This window comes from Mesorhizobium sp. C372A (assembly GCF_030323245.1).
GTDB lineage: Bacteria > Pseudomonadota > Alphaproteobacteria > Rhizobiales > Rhizobiaceae > Mesorhizobium.
Map to the genome: position 1 here is coordinate 6,215,026 of NZ_CP100475.1, position 16,389 is coordinate 6,231,414.

At 64.0% G+C, this 16,389-nt stretch carries 15 protein-coding genes; 4 read left to right on the forward strand and 11 right to left on the reverse strand.

What is annotated here, in order from left to right:
- Positions 1 to 43 precede the first annotated feature (43 nt).
- Complete coding sequence (locus NLY42_RS29995) at positions 44 to 271, reverse strand: DUF1127 domain-containing protein (protein ID WP_023729208.1); 228 nt, start codon at positions 269 to 271, stop codon at positions 44 to 46.
- 252 nt (positions 272 to 523) lie between these two features.
- Between NLY42_RS29995 and NLY42_RS30000 the strand changes: the two genes are divergently transcribed.
- The gene (locus tag NLY42_RS30000) at positions 524 to 2,041 is read left to right on the forward strand and encodes a winged helix-turn-helix domain-containing tetratricopeptide repeat protein (RefSeq protein WP_031244425.1); all 1,518 of its coding nucleotides are present in this window, start codon (positions 524 to 526) and stop codon (positions 2,039 to 2,041) included.
- Positions 2,042 to 2,568: 527 nt separating this feature from the next.
- On the forward strand, positions 2,569 to 4,065 hold the full coding sequence (locus NLY42_RS30005; protein ID WP_023753990.1) for an aldehyde dehydrogenase family protein: 1,497 nt from the start codon (positions 2,569 to 2,571) through the stop codon (positions 4,063 to 4,065).
- Positions 4,066 to 4,090: 25 nt separating this feature from the next.
- Here the strand turns inward: NLY42_RS30005 and doeB are convergent, their stop codons facing one another.
- The 10 genes from doeB to ehuR all read right to left on the reverse strand — a co-directional run bounded on the left by doeB (position 4,091) and on the right by ehuR (position 14,184).
- The gene (doeB, locus tag NLY42_RS30010; RefSeq protein ID WP_023667881.1) at positions 4,091 to 5,095 is read right to left on the reverse strand and encodes a N(2)-acetyl-L-2,4-diaminobutanoate deacetylase DoeB; all 1,005 of its coding nucleotides are present in this window, start codon (positions 5,093 to 5,095) and stop codon (positions 4,091 to 4,093) included.
- Positions 5,096 to 5,100: 5 nt separating this feature from the next.
- Complete coding sequence (doeA, locus tag NLY42_RS30015; RefSeq protein ID WP_023667880.1) at positions 5,101 to 6,279, reverse strand: ectoine hydrolase DoeA; 1,179 nt, start codon at positions 6,277 to 6,279, stop codon at positions 5,101 to 5,103.
- 129 nt (positions 6,280 to 6,408) lie between these two features.
- A complete protein-coding gene (locus NLY42_RS30020) occupies positions 6,409 to 7,401 on the reverse strand; it encodes a cyclodeaminase (RefSeq protein WP_023827982.1) in 993 nt (330 codons plus the stop codon).
- A 232-nt stretch (positions 7,402 to 7,633) separates the two neighbouring features.
- Positions 7,634 to 8,620 (reverse strand): hydroxyectoine utilization dehydratase EutB, encoded by a 987-nt coding sequence (gene eutB / locus NLY42_RS30025; protein WP_023753988.1) that lies wholly within the window; start codon positions 8,618 to 8,620, stop codon positions 7,634 to 7,636.
- A 5-nt stretch (positions 8,621 to 8,625) separates the two neighbouring features.
- Positions 8,626 to 9,405, reverse strand: coding sequence for an ectoine utilization protein EutA (eutA, locus tag NLY42_RS30030; RefSeq protein ID WP_023753987.1), 780 nt, complete (start codon positions 9,403 to 9,405; stop codon positions 8,626 to 8,628).
- Between the two features lie 8 nt (positions 9,406 to 9,413).
- A complete protein-coding gene (ehuD, locus tag NLY42_RS30035) occupies positions 9,414 to 10,073 on the reverse strand; it encodes an ectoine/hydroxyectoine ABC transporter permease subunit EhuD (protein WP_023729203.1) in 660 nt (219 codons plus the stop codon).
- A gap of 34 nt (positions 10,074 to 10,107) precedes the next feature.
- Complete coding sequence (gene ehuC / locus NLY42_RS30040; protein WP_023667875.1) at positions 10,108 to 10,767, reverse strand: ectoine/hydroxyectoine ABC transporter permease subunit EhuC; 660 nt, start codon at positions 10,765 to 10,767, stop codon at positions 10,108 to 10,110.
- 206 nt (positions 10,768 to 10,973) lie between these two features.
- Complete coding sequence (gene ehuB / locus NLY42_RS30045; protein WP_023753986.1) at positions 10,974 to 11,825, reverse strand: ectoine/hydroxyectoine ABC transporter substrate-binding protein EhuB; 852 nt, start codon at positions 11,823 to 11,825, stop codon at positions 10,974 to 10,976.
- A gap of 63 nt (positions 11,826 to 11,888) precedes the next feature.
- Positions 11,889 to 12,674 (reverse strand): ectoine/hydroxyectoine ABC transporter ATP-binding protein EhuA, encoded by a 786-nt coding sequence (gene ehuA, locus NLY42_RS30050; protein WP_023753985.1) that lies wholly within the window; start codon positions 12,672 to 12,674, stop codon positions 11,889 to 11,891.
- Positions 12,675 to 12,798: 124 nt separating this feature from the next.
- A complete protein-coding gene (gene ehuR / locus NLY42_RS30055; RefSeq protein WP_023753984.1) occupies positions 12,799 to 14,184 on the reverse strand; it encodes a MocR-like ectoine utilization transcription factor EhuR in 1,386 nt (461 codons plus the stop codon).
- Positions 14,185 to 14,266: 82 nt separating this feature from the next.
- Between ehuR and NLY42_RS30060 the strand changes: the two genes are divergently transcribed.
- Complete coding sequence (locus NLY42_RS30060) at positions 14,267 to 14,755, forward strand: Lrp/AsnC family transcriptional regulator (protein ID WP_023686966.1); 489 nt, start codon at positions 14,267 to 14,269, stop codon at positions 14,753 to 14,755.
- Between the two features lie 129 nt (positions 14,756 to 14,884).
- The gene (locus tag NLY42_RS30065) at positions 14,885 to 16,378 is read left to right on the forward strand and encodes an NAD-dependent succinate-semialdehyde dehydrogenase (RefSeq protein ID WP_023753983.1); all 1,494 of its coding nucleotides are present in this window, start codon (positions 14,885 to 14,887) and stop codon (positions 16,376 to 16,378) included.
- Positions 16,379 to 16,389 lie beyond the last annotated feature (11 nt).

Sequence of the window (16,389 nt, forward strand, 5' to 3'; positions counted from 1 at the left end):
GGTACGCCCAAACAGGCGGGCGGGTCTTATCCGCGACATCAGCTCACACTTGCCAGAAGCGTTTGACGATTTCGGCCTCGACCTGGCGTCTGGTCAGACCGATATCGTCGATCAGGTGCGGATTGGTCTCCGCCATCTGCTTGAGGTCCCAGCGAAAGCGTATCCGCTCGCGCCAGGCCGCGATCATGCCCCGCGGGCCCGTCGGACGCCGGCCCGATGACACCGCCTTTTCCGGCAAGGCTGCACGAGCAGAAGCAAGGGTATCGTTCATGGCAACCTCCATTCGGTTTGAGGGGCGACAGCCCTCGGCTTGAAAGAGGTTGAATTCTGCCGCATGCGGACGGCGCCGTAATTAAGCGCAGCCAAATAGTTCTCAAAAGTTCCAAACTGGCTAGAGCACCTCGCCGTTTCATGGAAACGACGAGGCGCTCAACTCTTTGTTTTGACGCCATACGTCCGTGAAGCGCTCCGCGCTTTCCCGTGGGAAAACCGCCTTCACACCTTTCCTGGAATTGCTCTATAGATGCGCGTTATGCAGGGATCGCGCTTTGCCTTTGGTCCGTTCGTGCTTGATCCGGGTGCGGGAACGCTCCTTCGGGACCAAGTTCCCGTAGCCGCCGGCCACCGCGGACTGCAGCTGCTGGCGGCGCTCGTCGCCCGGCCCGGCGAGATCGTGGCCAAGGCCGAGTTGATGGATGCGGCATGGCCAGGCACCGCCGTTGAGGAAGGCAACCTCACCGTCCAGATTGCACAATTGCGCAAGCTGCTGGGTCCGGCCACGAACGGCGGAGAATGGATATCGACCGTTCCGCGCGTCGGCTATCGCTTCGCCGGCGCCATCGAACAGCTCGGCGACGAGAAGCGACAGGCTTTGCCGCTGCCCGCCAAACCGTCGATAGCCGTGCTGCCCTTTGCCAATTTCAGCAACGACCCCGAGCAGGAAGCCTTCGCCGACGGGTTGACCGAAGACCTGATCACCGACCTGTCGAGGATTGGCGGCCTGTTCGTCATCGCGCGCAACTCGACCTTTGCCTACAAGGGCAAGGCGGTGGATGTGCGCGAGGTCGCCAGGGAACTTGGCGTGCGCTATCTCTTGGAGGGCAGCGCCAGACGCGCCGCCGGGCGCGTGCGCATCAACGCCCAGCTGGTCGACGCGCTGAGCGGCGAGCATTTGTGGGCAGACCGCTTCGATCGCGGCCTGGAAGATATTTTTGCCGTTCAGGACGAGGTGACGGCTAAGATCGTCGAGGCGCTGCTTGGCCGGCTGCGCGCGCCGCTGCCGCGCAACCGGCCCCAAAATCTCGAGGCCTACGATCTGTGCGTGCGAGCCCGCAACCTGATCGACGTCTCGCCGGAGACGGCGCGCGAAGCGCATCTGTTGCTGACGCGCGCGCTTGCGCTCGATCCGGACTATGCCGAAGCCTATCGCTGGCTTGCCATGAACCACTGGATGGGATGGGTGCATTGGGGAGAGCCCATTGAGCCTGCCCGCGGCCTTGCCCTGGAACTGGCGCGCAAGGCTGTGGCGATCGATCCCAACGATGCCGGCTGCCACTGGGTGCTTGCTAACCTGCTTGCCTATGAGCGCAGATTCGACGAAGCGGATGTGGGATTTGCCAAGGCGTTCGAACTCGACCCGAACGAGGCCGATGCCTGGGCGACATTGTCCGACATCGCGGTCCTGGCCGGGCGCGTCGAGGACGGCCTCGACTATATCAGCAAGGCGTTCCGGCTGAACCCGTTTCCGGCAAGCTGGTACTACCTGACGCTCGGCCAGGCGCAATATGCGGCGCGCGACTATGAAGCCGCGGTCGAGACGACGCGCCGGGACGAGACGTATCGGACAAGCTCGCGCCGTTTCCTTGCGGCAAGCCTTGCGCAACTTGGCCGGATCGATGAGGCGCGCGCCGAGGTCGACCTGTTCCTTGTCGCGAACCCACATTTCACCACCCGCCACTGGGTCGAGACGGAGCCGTTCCGCGACACTGCCACGCTCGACCATTTCGTCGATGGCTTCCGAAAGGCCGGACTTCCGGAGTGACGGACCGGCGTGCTCGATCGATGCAGGCACCGTCGGTTGCGGCTCAATCTGCCAGTGTTTGCAAGTCGCGAGGCCACTGACCGATCTTGCTTCCGCGAGCAGTCATCCAACAGCGATTGCAGCGAAGCGGCGCGCGAAACCTCTGTCACGGTGAAGCCGGCTGGAACGGCCAACGATCGATCCGGCCGCGGGTGAGCGCTGGGTGGCGGCGGGCGACTACCTGTTGCGCTCTCGTCTGCAATGCCGGCATCGCGGTCGCCGTGGGCAATGATCGGCTTGCCTCGTTGAGCTTTCGACGCGCTCCGACAACTCGCGATGATTTTTCTAGATGCCGGATGATTTTCTAGATGCCGTTTGTCGAAGCATGATCTTTTCCGAAAACCGTTTCCCACTTTTCTGGATCACGCTCTAGCGGCTGGCGTGATCGGGCAGTCCGCACAACCTGATTATCTGAGCGCCCTTTAGCTTTCCTTGTTTGAGGCCGGCGGCGGGAGTAATAGTCGCCACGGAATTGCGAGGAGGAAAAGATGACGCTGAACTTCGACCCGAAGGCGAAGGCCACGGCGTTGTACCATGGCGAATTCCGACCGATGTTCATTGGCGGCAAGTGGGTCGCGGCGCAGTCCGGCCAGGGCATGCAGGCACTCAATCCGGCAACAGGCGAGGTGCTGGCGACAGTGCCGCGCGGCGGGGCTGCCGATATCGACTCGGCGGTGGCCGCCGCGCGCGCGGCCTTCGAAGGCCCATGGTCCAAATTCTCGCCCTACGAGCGGCAGTGCGTGCTGCTCAGGATCGCCGATCTGTTCGAGACGCATTGGGAAGAGCTCAGCGTTTCCGACACGCTCGATATGGGACTGCCGATCACGCGCACGCTCGCCAACCGGCGCCGCGTCATCGGCATGCTGCGCTTCTATGCCGGCATGGCGACGGCGCTGCATGGCGAGACGATCGACAATTCGATTCCCGGCGAGATCGTCACCTTCACCCGGCGCGAGCCGGTGGGCGTCGTTGGTGCGATCATTCCCTGGAACGCGCCGACCGCCGCCTCGATCTGGAAGATCGCGCCGGCGCTGGCGACAGGCTGCACCATCGTGCTGAAACCGTCCGAGGATGCGTCGCTGACGCCGCTGCTGATCGCGCAACTGATGCAGGAATCCGGCGTGCCCGACGGCGTCGTCAACGTCGTCACCGGCACCGGGGCCGAAGCCGGTGCGCGGCTCGCCGAACATCCAGACGTCAACAAGATCGTTTTCACCGGATCGACGCTGACCGGCCAGGCCATCGCGCGGGCAGCCGTGGCCAACCTCAAACGCGTTTCACTGGAGCTCGGCGGCAAGTCGCCGATCATCGTCTGCCGCGACGCCGACATCGACAAGGCTGTTCCGATCGCGGCGATGGCGGTGTTCGTGCATTCGGGCCAGATCTGCATTGCCGGCTCGCGGCTGTTCGTGGCGCGCGAAATCCATGACGAGTTCGTCCGCCGGCTCGCCGATTTCGCGGGCAGACTGCGGATCGGCCATGGCATCGAGGCAGAGACGGAAATCGGACCGCTCATCAATGCCAGGCAGGCAGGCAAGGTGGAGGGCTATATCAGGGCCGGCAGCGACGAAGGCGCCGAACTGGTCGCCGGTGGCTCGCGGCTGACCGGCGAGCTCTACGATGGCGGCAACTTCATTGCGCCGACGGTCTTCGGCGCCGTGTCGGACCAGATGACCATCGCGCGCGAGGAGATTTTCGGCCCGGTCATTTCGGCGATGCCCTTCGACACGCTCGACGAAGCGGTGGCGCGTGCCAATGCGACGCCCTATGGCCTGGCCGCCGGCATCTTCACCACGCATCTGGGCACCGCGCACAAGCTTGCGCGCCGGGTCAAGGCCGGCTCGGTCTGGGTCAACATGTACCATGCCATCGACCCGGCGGTGCCGTTCGGCGGCATGAAGATGTCGGGTTATGGCCGCGAGGGCGGCATCGAACATCTGCACGAGTATCTGGAGACCAAGTCGGTCTGGATCCAGACCGACTGATATTCGCGCGGCGTACTCTGCGAAATCACGATGAAACCACAACGGCCAGGACGGCGGCGCAGTCACCGGCTTTGACCAGGCCGGGGAAATGCCGCGCGGCCAGAATGCCGGACATTTTTGCCCGGATTTCCTGCGGAGCGATGCCGGTGCGGCCGGTGGAATGGATGCGCCCCAGCACCGAGCCTTCTTTCACAGGCTCGCCGAGATCGACCATGGTTTCGATCATGCCGTCGTCCTCGGCGAAGGAGAAGCAATCGCCCGACGGCATGTCGAGCCACTGCGTCGGGCTCTTCTCTACTGCACCGGCGACAATGCCGGCATGACGCAGCACATTGCTGATGCCGCGCCGCGCAATCCGCACCGTCTGTGCGCGCGAGGTGCCGCCGCCGCCAAGCTCGGTGCTGACGAAGACCTTGCCCATTTCCTCCGCCGCCGTGTCGTACATGCCGACGGAGTCGATCTCGATCATGCGCATGGAGAACGGAGCCGCGAATGCGGCGACCGCGTCGAAGGCTTTCTGCTCCAGTGCCTTGTCGGGCACCGTGTGCGCGGCACAGAAGGGCACGAAATCCAGCGTCCTGCCGCCGGAGTGGAAATCGAAGACGAGGTCGGCGCGCGGCAGCAGTTCGCGTTGAAAGTAGTCGGCGATCTTCTCGGTCACCGTGCCGTCGGGGCGGCCGGGAAAGCTGCGGTTCATATTGCCCTTGTCGATCGGCGACGTCCGCGTGCCGGCGCGGAAGGCCGGATAGTTCATCGCCGGCACAATGATCACCGTGCCGCTGACCTGTTTGGGATCGAGCGTGCGGGCAAGATCGTAGAGCGCCAGCGGCCCCTCATACTCGTCGCCATGGTTGCCGCCGGTGAGCAGCGCGGCCGGCCCCTTGCCGTTGCGGATGACGCAGATCGGGATCATCACCGAGCCCCAGGCCGAGTCGTCGCGGCTGTAGGGCAGGCGCAGGAAACCATGTTGCACGCCGTCCTTGTCGAAATCGACGGTCGGCGCGATCGGAGATGGGCGGAGGCTAGGCATCGGGCTCAATTCTTCACCACCAGTTTGCGCGGTACATTGGCGAGGCACTCTACACCGGTTTCGGTGATCAGGATGGATTCGGTGATTTCCAGTCCCATCGTCTCCAGCCACAGGCCGGTCATGAAATGGAAGGTCATGCCGGGCTTGAGTTCGGTGCGGTCGCCGGGGCGCAGGCTCATGGTGCGTTCGCCCCAATCCGGCGGATAGGATAGGCCGATGGAATAGCCGGTGCGGTTGTCCTTGACGATGCCATATTTCTTCAACACGGCGAAAAAGGCGTTGGCGATGTCCTCACAGGCATTGCCGGGCTTTGCCGCCGCCAGCCCCGCCTCCATGCCTTCCAGTGTCGCCTTCTCGGCATCGAGGAATTCCTGTGTCGGCTTGCCGAGAAAGACGGTGCGCGACAGCGGGCAATGGTAGCGGTTGTAGCAGCCGGCGATCTCGAAGAAGGTGCCCTCGCCCGACTTCATCGGCTGGTCGTCCCAGGTGAGATGCGGCGCCGAGGCGTCGGCGCCCGACGGCAGCAGCGGCACGATCGCCGGATAGTCGCCGCCGACGCCATCGACACCGCGCGTGCCGGCATCGTAGATCTCGGCGACCAGATCGCATTTGCGCATGCCGACCTGGATCTTGTCGACGATGCGCTGGTGCATGGCTTCGACGATGCGGGCCGCCTTGCGCATATAGTCGATTTCAGTCGGGCTCTTCACCGCGCGCTGCCAATTGACCAGCGCTGTCGCGTCGACGAAGCGGGCGTTGGGCAGGTGCTTCTGCAACGCGGCGAAGGCGGCAGCCGAGAACCAGTAATTGTCCATCTCGACGCCGATGGTCAGCTTGCCCCAGCCGCGATCACTGAGCACTCTGGCCAAAAAATCCATCGGGTGGCGCTCGGTCGACTGCACGTAGTGGTCGGCATAGCCGACGATGTTGTCATGCGCGAGATAGGCGGTGCGCTTGGCGCCATTGGCATCCTGGCCGCGACCGTACCAGACCGGCTCGCCCGATGGTGGCACGATCACCGCCTGATGCACATAGAACGACCAGCCATCATAGCCGGTCAGCCAGGCCATGTTGGATGGGTCGCTGATAACAAGCAGATCGACGCCTTTCCCCTCCATGGCTTTTCGCGTCTTGGCGAGGCGATCCGCAAATTCGCCACGCGAGAATTTTAGGTTCGGCTGCATTGTTCTTGGTCCTCGTTTGTTGGGCCTGGAGCCTGTTTCAACTTTGTTGGAAACAGGCTCGTCGTTCTTGTTTGAACGTGATCTCTGGGAAAAACCGGGTTCCACTTCCGGATCACGCTTTGGCCAGCATCAGCTTTCAAAAATGGTTCCGGCATTGGCCGCCCGCGCCCGGTTGCGAGCGAGCGTGGCGATCGCCGTATCCTGCACGCCGGTGCCGGTGAGGTCGGCGATGGTGATGTCGCTGGGTGAGCGCCTTCCGTGCCGTTCGCCGGCGATGATCTGGCCGAGTTCGGTGACCGCGGCATCGGCTCCCATCACGCCCGATGCGATGGCGTGATGCAGTTCTCCCAGACGCCGTGTCTGCTTGGCGCTGTCGGCGACATAGAGATCCGCCATGCGCAGGATCGCCGGCGCGATCTCGTTCTTGTGTTCGGCATCCGAGCCCATGGCGGTGATGTGCTGCCCGGCAACGACAAAGCCGGCCTTGATCAGCGGCTCGGTCGACGGCGTGGTGGTGACGATGATGTCGGCGCCGATGGTTGCTTTGGCTGCATCCGGCTCGGCGCGCACGAGAATGCCGAGCTTTTCGCGCAGCGCGCCTGCGGCCGTCTCCGCCTTGACCGCATCGCGCGCCCAGATGCGTGCCTCGGCGATCGGCCGCACCAACATGAGCGCTTCGAGTTGCAGCCCGGCTTGCACGCCGGCGCCGAAGATTGCGGCGACGGACGAATCCGGCCGCGACAGATGCTTCGCCGCGACGGCGCCGGCAGCAGCGGTGCGGACATCTGTGAGATAGCCATTGTCCAGCAGCAGCGCCTCGACCACACCGGTTCTTGCCGAGAGCAACACCATCATGCCGCCCCCGCTGGGCAGACCGAGCTTCGGATTGTCGAAGAAGCCGGAGCTTATCTTAACGGCGAAACCGTCTATTCCAGGCACATAGGCCGACTTCACATCGACCTCGCCGCGCTGCTCGTGAATGTCCAACCGCAGGATCGGCGGCATCGCCACCGGCAATGTGGCGAGCGCGCGGAAAGCGTTTTCGACGCAGGCGACCGCGTCGAGATCGAGCGGCACGATTGTGCGCAGTTCCTTCTCGGTGAGGATCGTCATCCGGCTCATGCGATGCGCTCCGCGAAGGCGCGCACTGCGAAGGATAGTGTTCCTTCACACCCCCCTCTGTCCTGCCGGCCATCTCCCCCGCAAGGGGGGAGATTGGACTGCACTCCTGCCTTCGCCAATCTCCAGCGCAGCAAGAACAGCGACCGCATCGAAGCTGCCGATCTCCCCCCTTGCGGGGGAGATGTCCGGCAGGACAGAGGGGGGTGGGCGGGAATTCGGCGTGGGAGAGTTTTCATGCCGCGCGCTCCGCGATTGCGTCACCGCAGACGATCTTGCGATGCGTGTTCATGTCGATATTGCGGCCCGAGAGAAGAACGACCACCGGCCCGGTCGCCTTGACCTTCCCGGCAAGCAGCGCGGCGATGCCGACCGCGCCGGCGCCTTCGACGATCTCGCGCTCCTGTTCATAGGCATGGCGGATGCCGGCGGCGATCTCGTCCTCGCTGAGCAGGATGACGTCGTCGAGCAGATCGCGGCACATGGCGAAGGTCAGCCGGTTGCCGAGACCGATGCCGCCGCCGAGCGAATCCGCCAGCGTCGGCAGTTCTTCCACCTCGACCGGGCGACCGGCATCCAGGCTCGCCTTCATCGCAGCACCACGCGCCATCGAAACGCCGATGATTTTTGTCCCGGGGCTGACGCCCTTGACGGCGGCGGCGATGCCCGAGGCGAGTCCACCACCGGAGAGTTGCACCAGGACGAGAGCGGCATCCGGGACCTGCTCGATCATCTCCAGTCCGAGCGTGCCTTGCCCGGCGATGATGGCCGGGTGGTCGAAGGGCGGCAGCATCACCAGTCCCTCCTGCGCCACCAGCCGTTCGACCTCCTGCTGCGCCTCGTCCTGACTGTTGCCGATGATGCGGACATCCGCGCCAAGCCGACGGATTTCGTCGAGCTTGTTGCCCGGCACCAGTCGCGACATGCAGATCACCGCACGCATGCCTTCGAGCTTCGCGGCATGGGCCAGCGCACGGCCATGATTGCCGGTCGACGCCGCGACCACGCCGCGCGCCTTCTCCTCGGCGCTCAGCGAAGCAATGGCATTCGAGGCGCCGCGCAGCTTGAAGCTGCCGGTGGTCTGGCGGTGTTCAAGCTTGAGGTGGACGGGGATGCCCAGTCGTTCGGAAAGGCTGTGAGATAACCCTGTCGGCGTGCGTTCGATTTTGCCGGCAATTCGCTCCCGGGCGGCACGAATATCGTTAAGGGTGACTGTCGTCATGATCGTCAATCGCGCGGCAAAGGCAGCGTCATCAGACGGCCAAATTCGGGATGCGACGTCCCGTCGCCACACAACCGCAAACAATTCCAGGCGCTGGCCTGATTGCTGGTGACGACCGGGCGGTCGATCGCCTGTTCCATCCCGGGAACCGCGAGCGCTCCGCGCAATGCGGTGCAGGACACGAACAGTGCATCGGCCTGCGCATTCGTCGCCTCACGAGCCAGGTCGGCGATCGCTGCCGGCGCAATGCGCGCCATCTCGCGATCGTCCTCGAAGCCGAGGCAGGTGAAGCTGACGATCTCAAAGCCGCGCTCGGCGAAATACGTCGCCATCGGTCTGGAGGTTTCTACCGTGTAAGGGGTGAGGATGCTGATCTTCTTGGCACCCAGCGCCTTCAGCCCGCGGACGCCTGCCATGGGCGGCGTGACCACAGGAACCCCTGATTTGGCAGACTGGATCGCGGCCTCGATTTCAGCGTCGCCAATCACTACCGAGGCCGAGGTGCAGGAGTAGCAGATCGCGTCGAGGTTTTCGTCGGGCAGGATCAACGCCGCACCCGCCGCCAGCTCGGGCTGCATCTTGCGAAGGTTTTCCGGCGTCGTCGGATTCTTGTAGGGAATGCGCGCGACATAGACGCCGACCCGCTCGCTCGCCACCATGCGGCGGAAATCCGGTTCGCTGGTGTGGTCGGTGGCAAGGATGATCAGGCCGACGCGCTTTTCCAGCGGGCGCGCATCGAGCGCCGGCCTTGTCGGCATCAGCCTGATTTCGGGCAGCGGTTTCATCTTGAGAATTACCTTTCGATCTTGCCGTAGCGATGTTCCAGCCAGCGCAGCAGCACGACCGAGAAGAGGCTGATGACGAGGAAGAAAGCGCCGACCAGCGTGATCGGTTCGATGTAGCGGTAGTAGGTGTTGGCGACGCTCTTTGCCTGGTTCATCAGCTCCAGCACGGTGATTGCCGATAGCAGCGGTGTCTCCTTGAACATGGCGATGAAATAATTGGCCAGCGCCGGGATCATCGGTGGGATCGCTTGCGGAATGATGATGTTGGTCCAGGTCTGCGTGGCGCTCAGATTGCAGGCCTTGGCCGCCTCCCACTGGCCGCGCGGCACGTTGTCGATGCCGGCGCGATAGACTTCCGCCGTGTAGGTGCCGTAGTGCAGGCCGAGCCCGATGACGCCGGCGACCAGCGGCGGCAACAGGATGCCGAAATCCGGCAGGACATAGAAGATGAAATAAAGTTGCACCAGAAGTGGCGTGCCGCGGATGAATTCGGCCGCCCAGCCGATGCTGCGCGACAGCACCTTGTTGGGCGAGCGTCGCGCCAGCGCGATGCCCAGACCCACAATCGCGGCCAGCACCGAGCCGAGCAGCGTCGCCAGGATGGTGATCTTCACGCCCTGGATCAGCGTTGGCAGGATTTCCCAAACGAAGTTCCAATCCCAATCCATCAGGAAGCCCAATTTATCAGAAGGGCATTGGCCATCAGACGCGCACCCCGTCGAGGCCGCGCGCCATGCGGCGTTCCAGAGAACGCACGCCCCAGGAGATGATCAGCGCCAGGGCGAAATAGATGATCAGGATGGTGGTGAACGGCGCCAGCGTGTTGCCGGTCTGCGAGCGCACGACCTGCGCCTGAAAGGTGAGATCGGCGAGCGAGATCAGCGACACGACGGAGGTCGCCTTGAGCAGTTCGATGGCATTGTTGCCGAAGGTCGGCAGCATGACCAGTAGCGCCTGCGGCAGGATGACGTGGCGCATGCCTTGCCAGCGGCCGAGGTTGAGCGCGATGCAGGCTTCATATTGTTCGCGGCCGACCGACTGGATGGCGCCGCGTACCACCTCGGCCGCATAGGCGCCGACATTGAGGCCCAGCGCCAGCACACCCGCCTGCAGCGGGGTCAGTTCGAGGCCGATCAACGGCAACACGAAATAGGCAAAAAACAGCTGCACGAAGATCGAGGTGCCGCGGAAGAATTCTATATAGGCGGTGGCCAGCCAGCGCAGCGCAAAGAAGCGCGACACGCGGCCCATGCCGGCGAGGAAGGCCATGATCAGGGCGAGCACCGACCCCATCAGCGTCAGCTCGATGGTGACAAGCGCTCCCTGCAATATCAGGCCGAGGTAGCCGGACCACTGGGTCATTCGGGTTCCAACGTTGGCGGTTAGCTTCCTTCTCCCCGTTCACGGAGAGAAGATGCCAGTCCACCCTCCGAAGCTGCAGCGCAGCTGCTGCGGAGGACGGGCAGGCAGATGAGGGGCAGCGCTAAATTCTCAGAACCTGGCGCCGCCCCTCATCCGGCCCTTCGGGCCACCTTCTCCCCGTGAACAGGGAGAAGGCAAAAACGGCGCTATTTCGCCGCGCAGAGCTTGTCCCGCGTGGTCGACATCGCGGCTGCGGCCGAGAAGCCGTAGGGCTCGATGATCTTGGCGAACTCGCCGGATTTCTTCAGCTTGGCGAGCTCGACATCGAAGGCATCGCGCAGGGCCTCATCGCCTTTCTTGAAGGCGGCGCCGTCGCAATAGACCGGCGCGCCGACCACCGGGGCGATGACTTCGAGGTTCGGATCGTTGGCTTTCTTGACGAGGTCGTTGATCGACAGGACGGGAAGCGAATAGGCATCGATGCGACCGTCCTGCAGCATCTTCAGGCCGCTCTGGCCGTCCGGCACGACGATGACGCGCTCGCGCGGCACGCCGGCGTTGAGCGCCAGCTTCTCCTCGGTGCCGCCGCCCGGCGCGCCGATGGTGGCCGACGTGTCCTTGGCGACATCCTCGTAGCTCTTGAAGCCCTTCGGATTGCCCTTCTTGACCAGCATCGCCTCGGCGTCGCACAGCACAGGTTCCGAATAGACCACCGCCGCGCAGCGCTCAGGCTTCATGAACAGGCCGGCGGTGACGACGTCGAAGCGGCCGGCCTGCAGGCCCGGGATCATCGCGCCATATTCTGAGATCGAAGCGACGATGTCGCCAACGCCAAGACGCTTGAAGACCTCGCGGGCCACGTCCGGCGCCGCACCTGAAACTTTGCCGTCGGCGGCGACCGCAGTGTAGGGCGGCTCGTTGGCGATGGCGACGCGGGCAAAGCCCTGCGCCTTCAATTGCTCGAGCTTGCCGTCATCGGCCGAACCGGTGCCCGACGCGGCGAGCACCACCGTCAGTGCGAGACCGGCGACACCGGCCAGAATGCCAAGTTTCTTCATTGTTCCCAACTCCTTGTTGTCTTCTTGGTTTTGTCTGGGGCGGTCTTCCGCCCCGCAAAGCGGTCAGACACGATGTCCGGCCGCGATGATCTTCTTCAGGAAGCCTTGCGTGCGCTCCTGCTTTGGATGGCGGAAAATCTCGTCTGGTTTGCCCTCTTCGACGATCTTGCCGCGGTCGAAGAACAGCACGCGGTCGGCGAAGTCGTGGGCAAAGCCCATCTCGTGGGTGACCAGCAGCATGGTCATGTCGGTCTCTGCGGCGAGCTTGCGCATGACATTCATCACCTCCTCGACCAGCTCCGGATCGAGGGCCGACGTCACCTCGTCGAACAGCATGATCTTCGGCGACAATGCCAGCGCACGGGCAATCGCCACGCGCTGCTTCTGGCCGCCGGACAGCTGCGCCGGCATCGACTTCGCCTTGTCGGCCATGCCGACCATGTCGAGCAGTTCCATGGCCCGCTTTTCAGCGGCGGCGCGAGGCGTGCCCTTGGTCAGCATCGGCGCCAGCGTGACGTTATCCATGACGCATTTGTGCGGAAACAGATTGAACAGCTGGAAGACCATGCCGATCTTCTGCCGCATCTTGGTCAGGTGCCGCTCGTCGGCGGGCAGCAGCTGGCCGTTGCGCTCCATGTGGTAGAGCTGCTCGCCATCGATCTGGATATGGCCGGCGTCGATCTTCTCCAGCGTCATCAGGATGCGCAGGATCGTCGTCTTGCCCGAGCCGGACGGGCCGATCAGCGCCAGCTTCTCGCCGGGCATGACCTGCATCGACAGGCCGTCCAGTACCTTGAACGAGCCGAAGCTCTTCGAAATGGCGTCGACCTTGATGATGGGTGAGGACAAATGAATTTCCCCTGCTGGAGAAGCCTGTGCCCTTAACGATGCGGAACGCGCCAAATCATGTCAATTGGGAAAATAAAATCATGACAATATTTCCGGCACTGAGTGATTCCAGAGCAATTCCCGCTTAGATTGCGAGCAACAGATGCTCCGGATCGCCAAGCAGCAGCTTGGTGACAACGCCTAAGCCGGCGCGCAGTTCCCCCTCGGTGGTCGAGCCTAGCGAGATGCGCACCGCCGGATGCCAAGGCGCATCCGAAATGCGAAAAGAGGTGCCGGGCGCGATCGCCACGCCTTGCAGGCGGGCCTGGGCGACGAAGCTTTCCTCGGCACGGTCCGCGGGCAGTTGCAACCAGACATGCAGCCCGTCGCGCCTGGCGCGATAACCAACCCCGCCCAGCACCTCGGCTGCGATGTCCTGGCGGCGGCGCAATGCCGCGCGCTGCCAGCGAACGAGTTCCATCGCCGTGCCGTCGGTCACCCATTTGGTGGCGATCTCGGCCACCAGCGGCGTCGCCATCCAGTTCGACACCAGATGCCGGTTGGCAACGGCGGCGACATAGCGGTCGGGCGCCGCGAGATAGCCGATGCGCAGGCCAGGTACGGTGATCTTGGTGAAGGAAGTGACGTAGAGCGTGCGCTCCGGCGCAAAGGCGGCGACCGGCGGCGGCCGGTCCTCGACCAGCGGACCCAGCACATCGTTCTCGATGATGGCGATGTCGTGCTTGCGCGCGACCGCGGCGATCTCTTCGCGCCGCCGAGCGTCCATCAGCGTCGCCGTCGGGTTGATCACCGACGGTTGCACGAATACCGCGCGAATGTCGGTGAGCCGGCAGACCTCGTTCAACGCCTCCGGGATCAGGCCATTGCCGTCGATCGGCAGGCCTTCCAGGTTGAAGCCGAGATAGCGCGCCAGCGGCACCAGCGTGTGGTGGCCGATAGCCTCGGTGGCGACAGTCGATCCCGGCGGCGCAACGCTCATCAGCGCCACGGTCATCCCGGCGGTCGCGCCATTGGTCAGGCTGATATTCTGTGCGGAGGTGTCGAGCCCACACAGTTTCAGCCATTCGACAGCCACCGCGCGGTGACGCGGGAACACCATGTTGGGCCGGAACGACAACGCCGAACTGGATGGCAGGTTTTCGGCCAGCCAGCCCAGCGCCTGCTTCAGCCGCTCCAAATGCATCGGCTCGCAGACCGGCTTCAGGATTGACAGATCGATGACCTCGCCGAGGCGCTCCGGCAGATAGGGCGGCTCCGGGTCGCGGCGCTGCGTCTGGACAAAGCTGCCACGGCCGATCTCGCCCGAAATCAGGCCGCGCCGGATCAGTTCTTCGTAGGCGCGGCTGACCGTCTGCACCGACAGTTTTAAATCGTCTGCCAGCCTTCGATGCGTTGGAAGCCGCGCGCCGTTGGCCAGCCGCCCGTCATGAATGGCGCGGGCGAACTGGTCGGCCAGCGTTTGATAGGCTGGCCGGCGGATGAGCGCAGGGTCGGGTTGCCATAATGTCATGACTTAATAGAGATCGAAATCAGTGCAATTGACAATCGAAATAATGCGCCGTCATGGTGATGCCGACAAAAAGCGGACGCCGATGACATCGAAACTCGACGCGGTCGACCTCAGGATACTCGACGCCATCCAGCGCGACGGGCGCATCACCAAGCTGGCGCTGGCCGAACAGGTCGGGCTGTCGCCGACGCCGTGCTGGATGCGGCTGCGCAAGCTGGAGAAGGCAGGCATCGTCTCGGGCTACCACGCCAGGATCGCCATGCGCGTGGTGGCGCCGGTCGCCACCGTGTTGATGGAGGTGACGCTGGCCAGCCATCGCCAGGCCGATTTCGACCGCTTCGAACGCGTCATCCGCGACATCCCCGAAATCGTCGCCTGCTGGTCGGTGGGCGGCGGCGTCGACTATGTGGTCAAGGTGATGACGCGCGACATCGACGCCTATCAGCGGCTGGTCGACGACCTGCTGGAGCGCGAGATCGGCATCGACCGCTACTTCACCTACATCGTCACCAAGACGGTGAAGGACGAAATCGTGCTGCCGATAGCCGATCTGCTGCCGGCGTCGGCATAAGCCCGGAGAGAATGTCTGTCGGGACGGCACAATAGAGAGAGTCTCTCTCCTTCAGGGCGTCGAAACAGTCTCTCTGTCTGCATGTGACGGATAGTCTTCCCGCATCGTCCGAACCGGGAGGCCTCGACCATGTCCGCGCATTTTGCCCGCTCGCATCGCCATGAGGCGCTCGACCGCCTCTCCGACCGCCGGCTGCTGCGCGAGCTTGCCTATGTCGATGGGCATTGGACCGCGAGCGAAGCGGCCGAAAGCTTTGAAGTCACCGATCCGGCCACAGGCGCGACGGTCGCGTTTGTCGCCGCGCTCGATGCGCAGCAAACGACAAGGGCAATCGGTGCCGCCGCGCGTGCCTTCCCGGCTTGGCGGTCACTGCTGCCGCAGGAGCGGTCCAGAATTCTGCGAAAATGGTTCGAGCTGATCGTTGCAGCCAAGGATGATCTGGCCCTGCTGATGACACTGGAACAGGGCAAGCCGCTGCAGGAATCGTTTGGCGAAATCGACTACGCCGCCTCCTTCGTCGAGTGGTATGCCGAAGAGGCAAAGCGCCTCAACGCCGAGAGCGTCACCAGCCATCTGCCCAAAGCGGAAATGATGGTGCGACGAGAGCCGCTCGGCGTTGTCGGCGTCGTCACGCCCTGGAATTTTCCGGCGGCGATGCTGACCCGCAAGGCGGCGGCCGCCCTTGCCGCCGGCTGCACCATCGTCGCGCATCCTTCATCCGAGACGCCGCTGTCGGCGCTGGCGCTGGCGGAACTTGGCGAGCGCGCCGGCATCCCCGCCGGTGTCTTCAACGTCATCACCGGAAAGGCTGCAACCATCGTCGGCCGCATGTGCGAAGACCCGCGCGTTCGCGCCATAAGCTTCACCGGCTCGACCGAGATCGGCCGGCTGATCGCGGCGCAAAGCGCGCCGACGATGAAGCGGCTGGTGATGGAGCTTGGGGGCCACGCGCCGCTGATCGTCTTTGCCGATACCGATCTGGACAAGGCGGTGAGCATCGCCATCGATGCCAAATTCGCCACCTCCGGCCAGGACTGCCTCGCCGCCAACCGCATCTATGTCCAGCGCCCGATCTACGATCGCTTCTGCGCCGCTTTTGCCAGGCGTATCGAGGCGCTGCGCACCGGCAACGGCCTTACCGACAAGATCGACATCGGGCCGCTGATGCATGAGCGTGCCGTCGCAAGGGTCGAAGAGCAGGTCGCCCATGCCATCGCTCGTGGCGCGCGCTGTCTCACCGGCGGCAAGCGGCATCAGGCCGGGCCGCTGTTCTACCAGCCGACGCTGCTGGCCGATGTCAGCGACGAAGCGCTGATCATGCGCGAGGAGACCTTTGGGCCGGTCGCCGCCGTCACGCCGTTCGACAGTGAGGACGAAGTGATCGCCCGTGCCAACGCCACAGAATATGGCCTGGTTGCCTATGTCGTTACCGAGAACGGCGCCCGCCAGCAGCGCCTGGGCCGCGCGCTCGACTACGGCATGGTCGCTATCAACCGCGTCAAGATCACCGGCGCGCCGATCCCATTCGGCGGCGTCAAGCAATCCGGCATCGGCCGCGAAGGCTCGCGCCATGGGCTCGAAGCTTTCGCCGATCTGAAGTACCTCTGCCTGGACGTCGCATAAGTCCGTCCGGC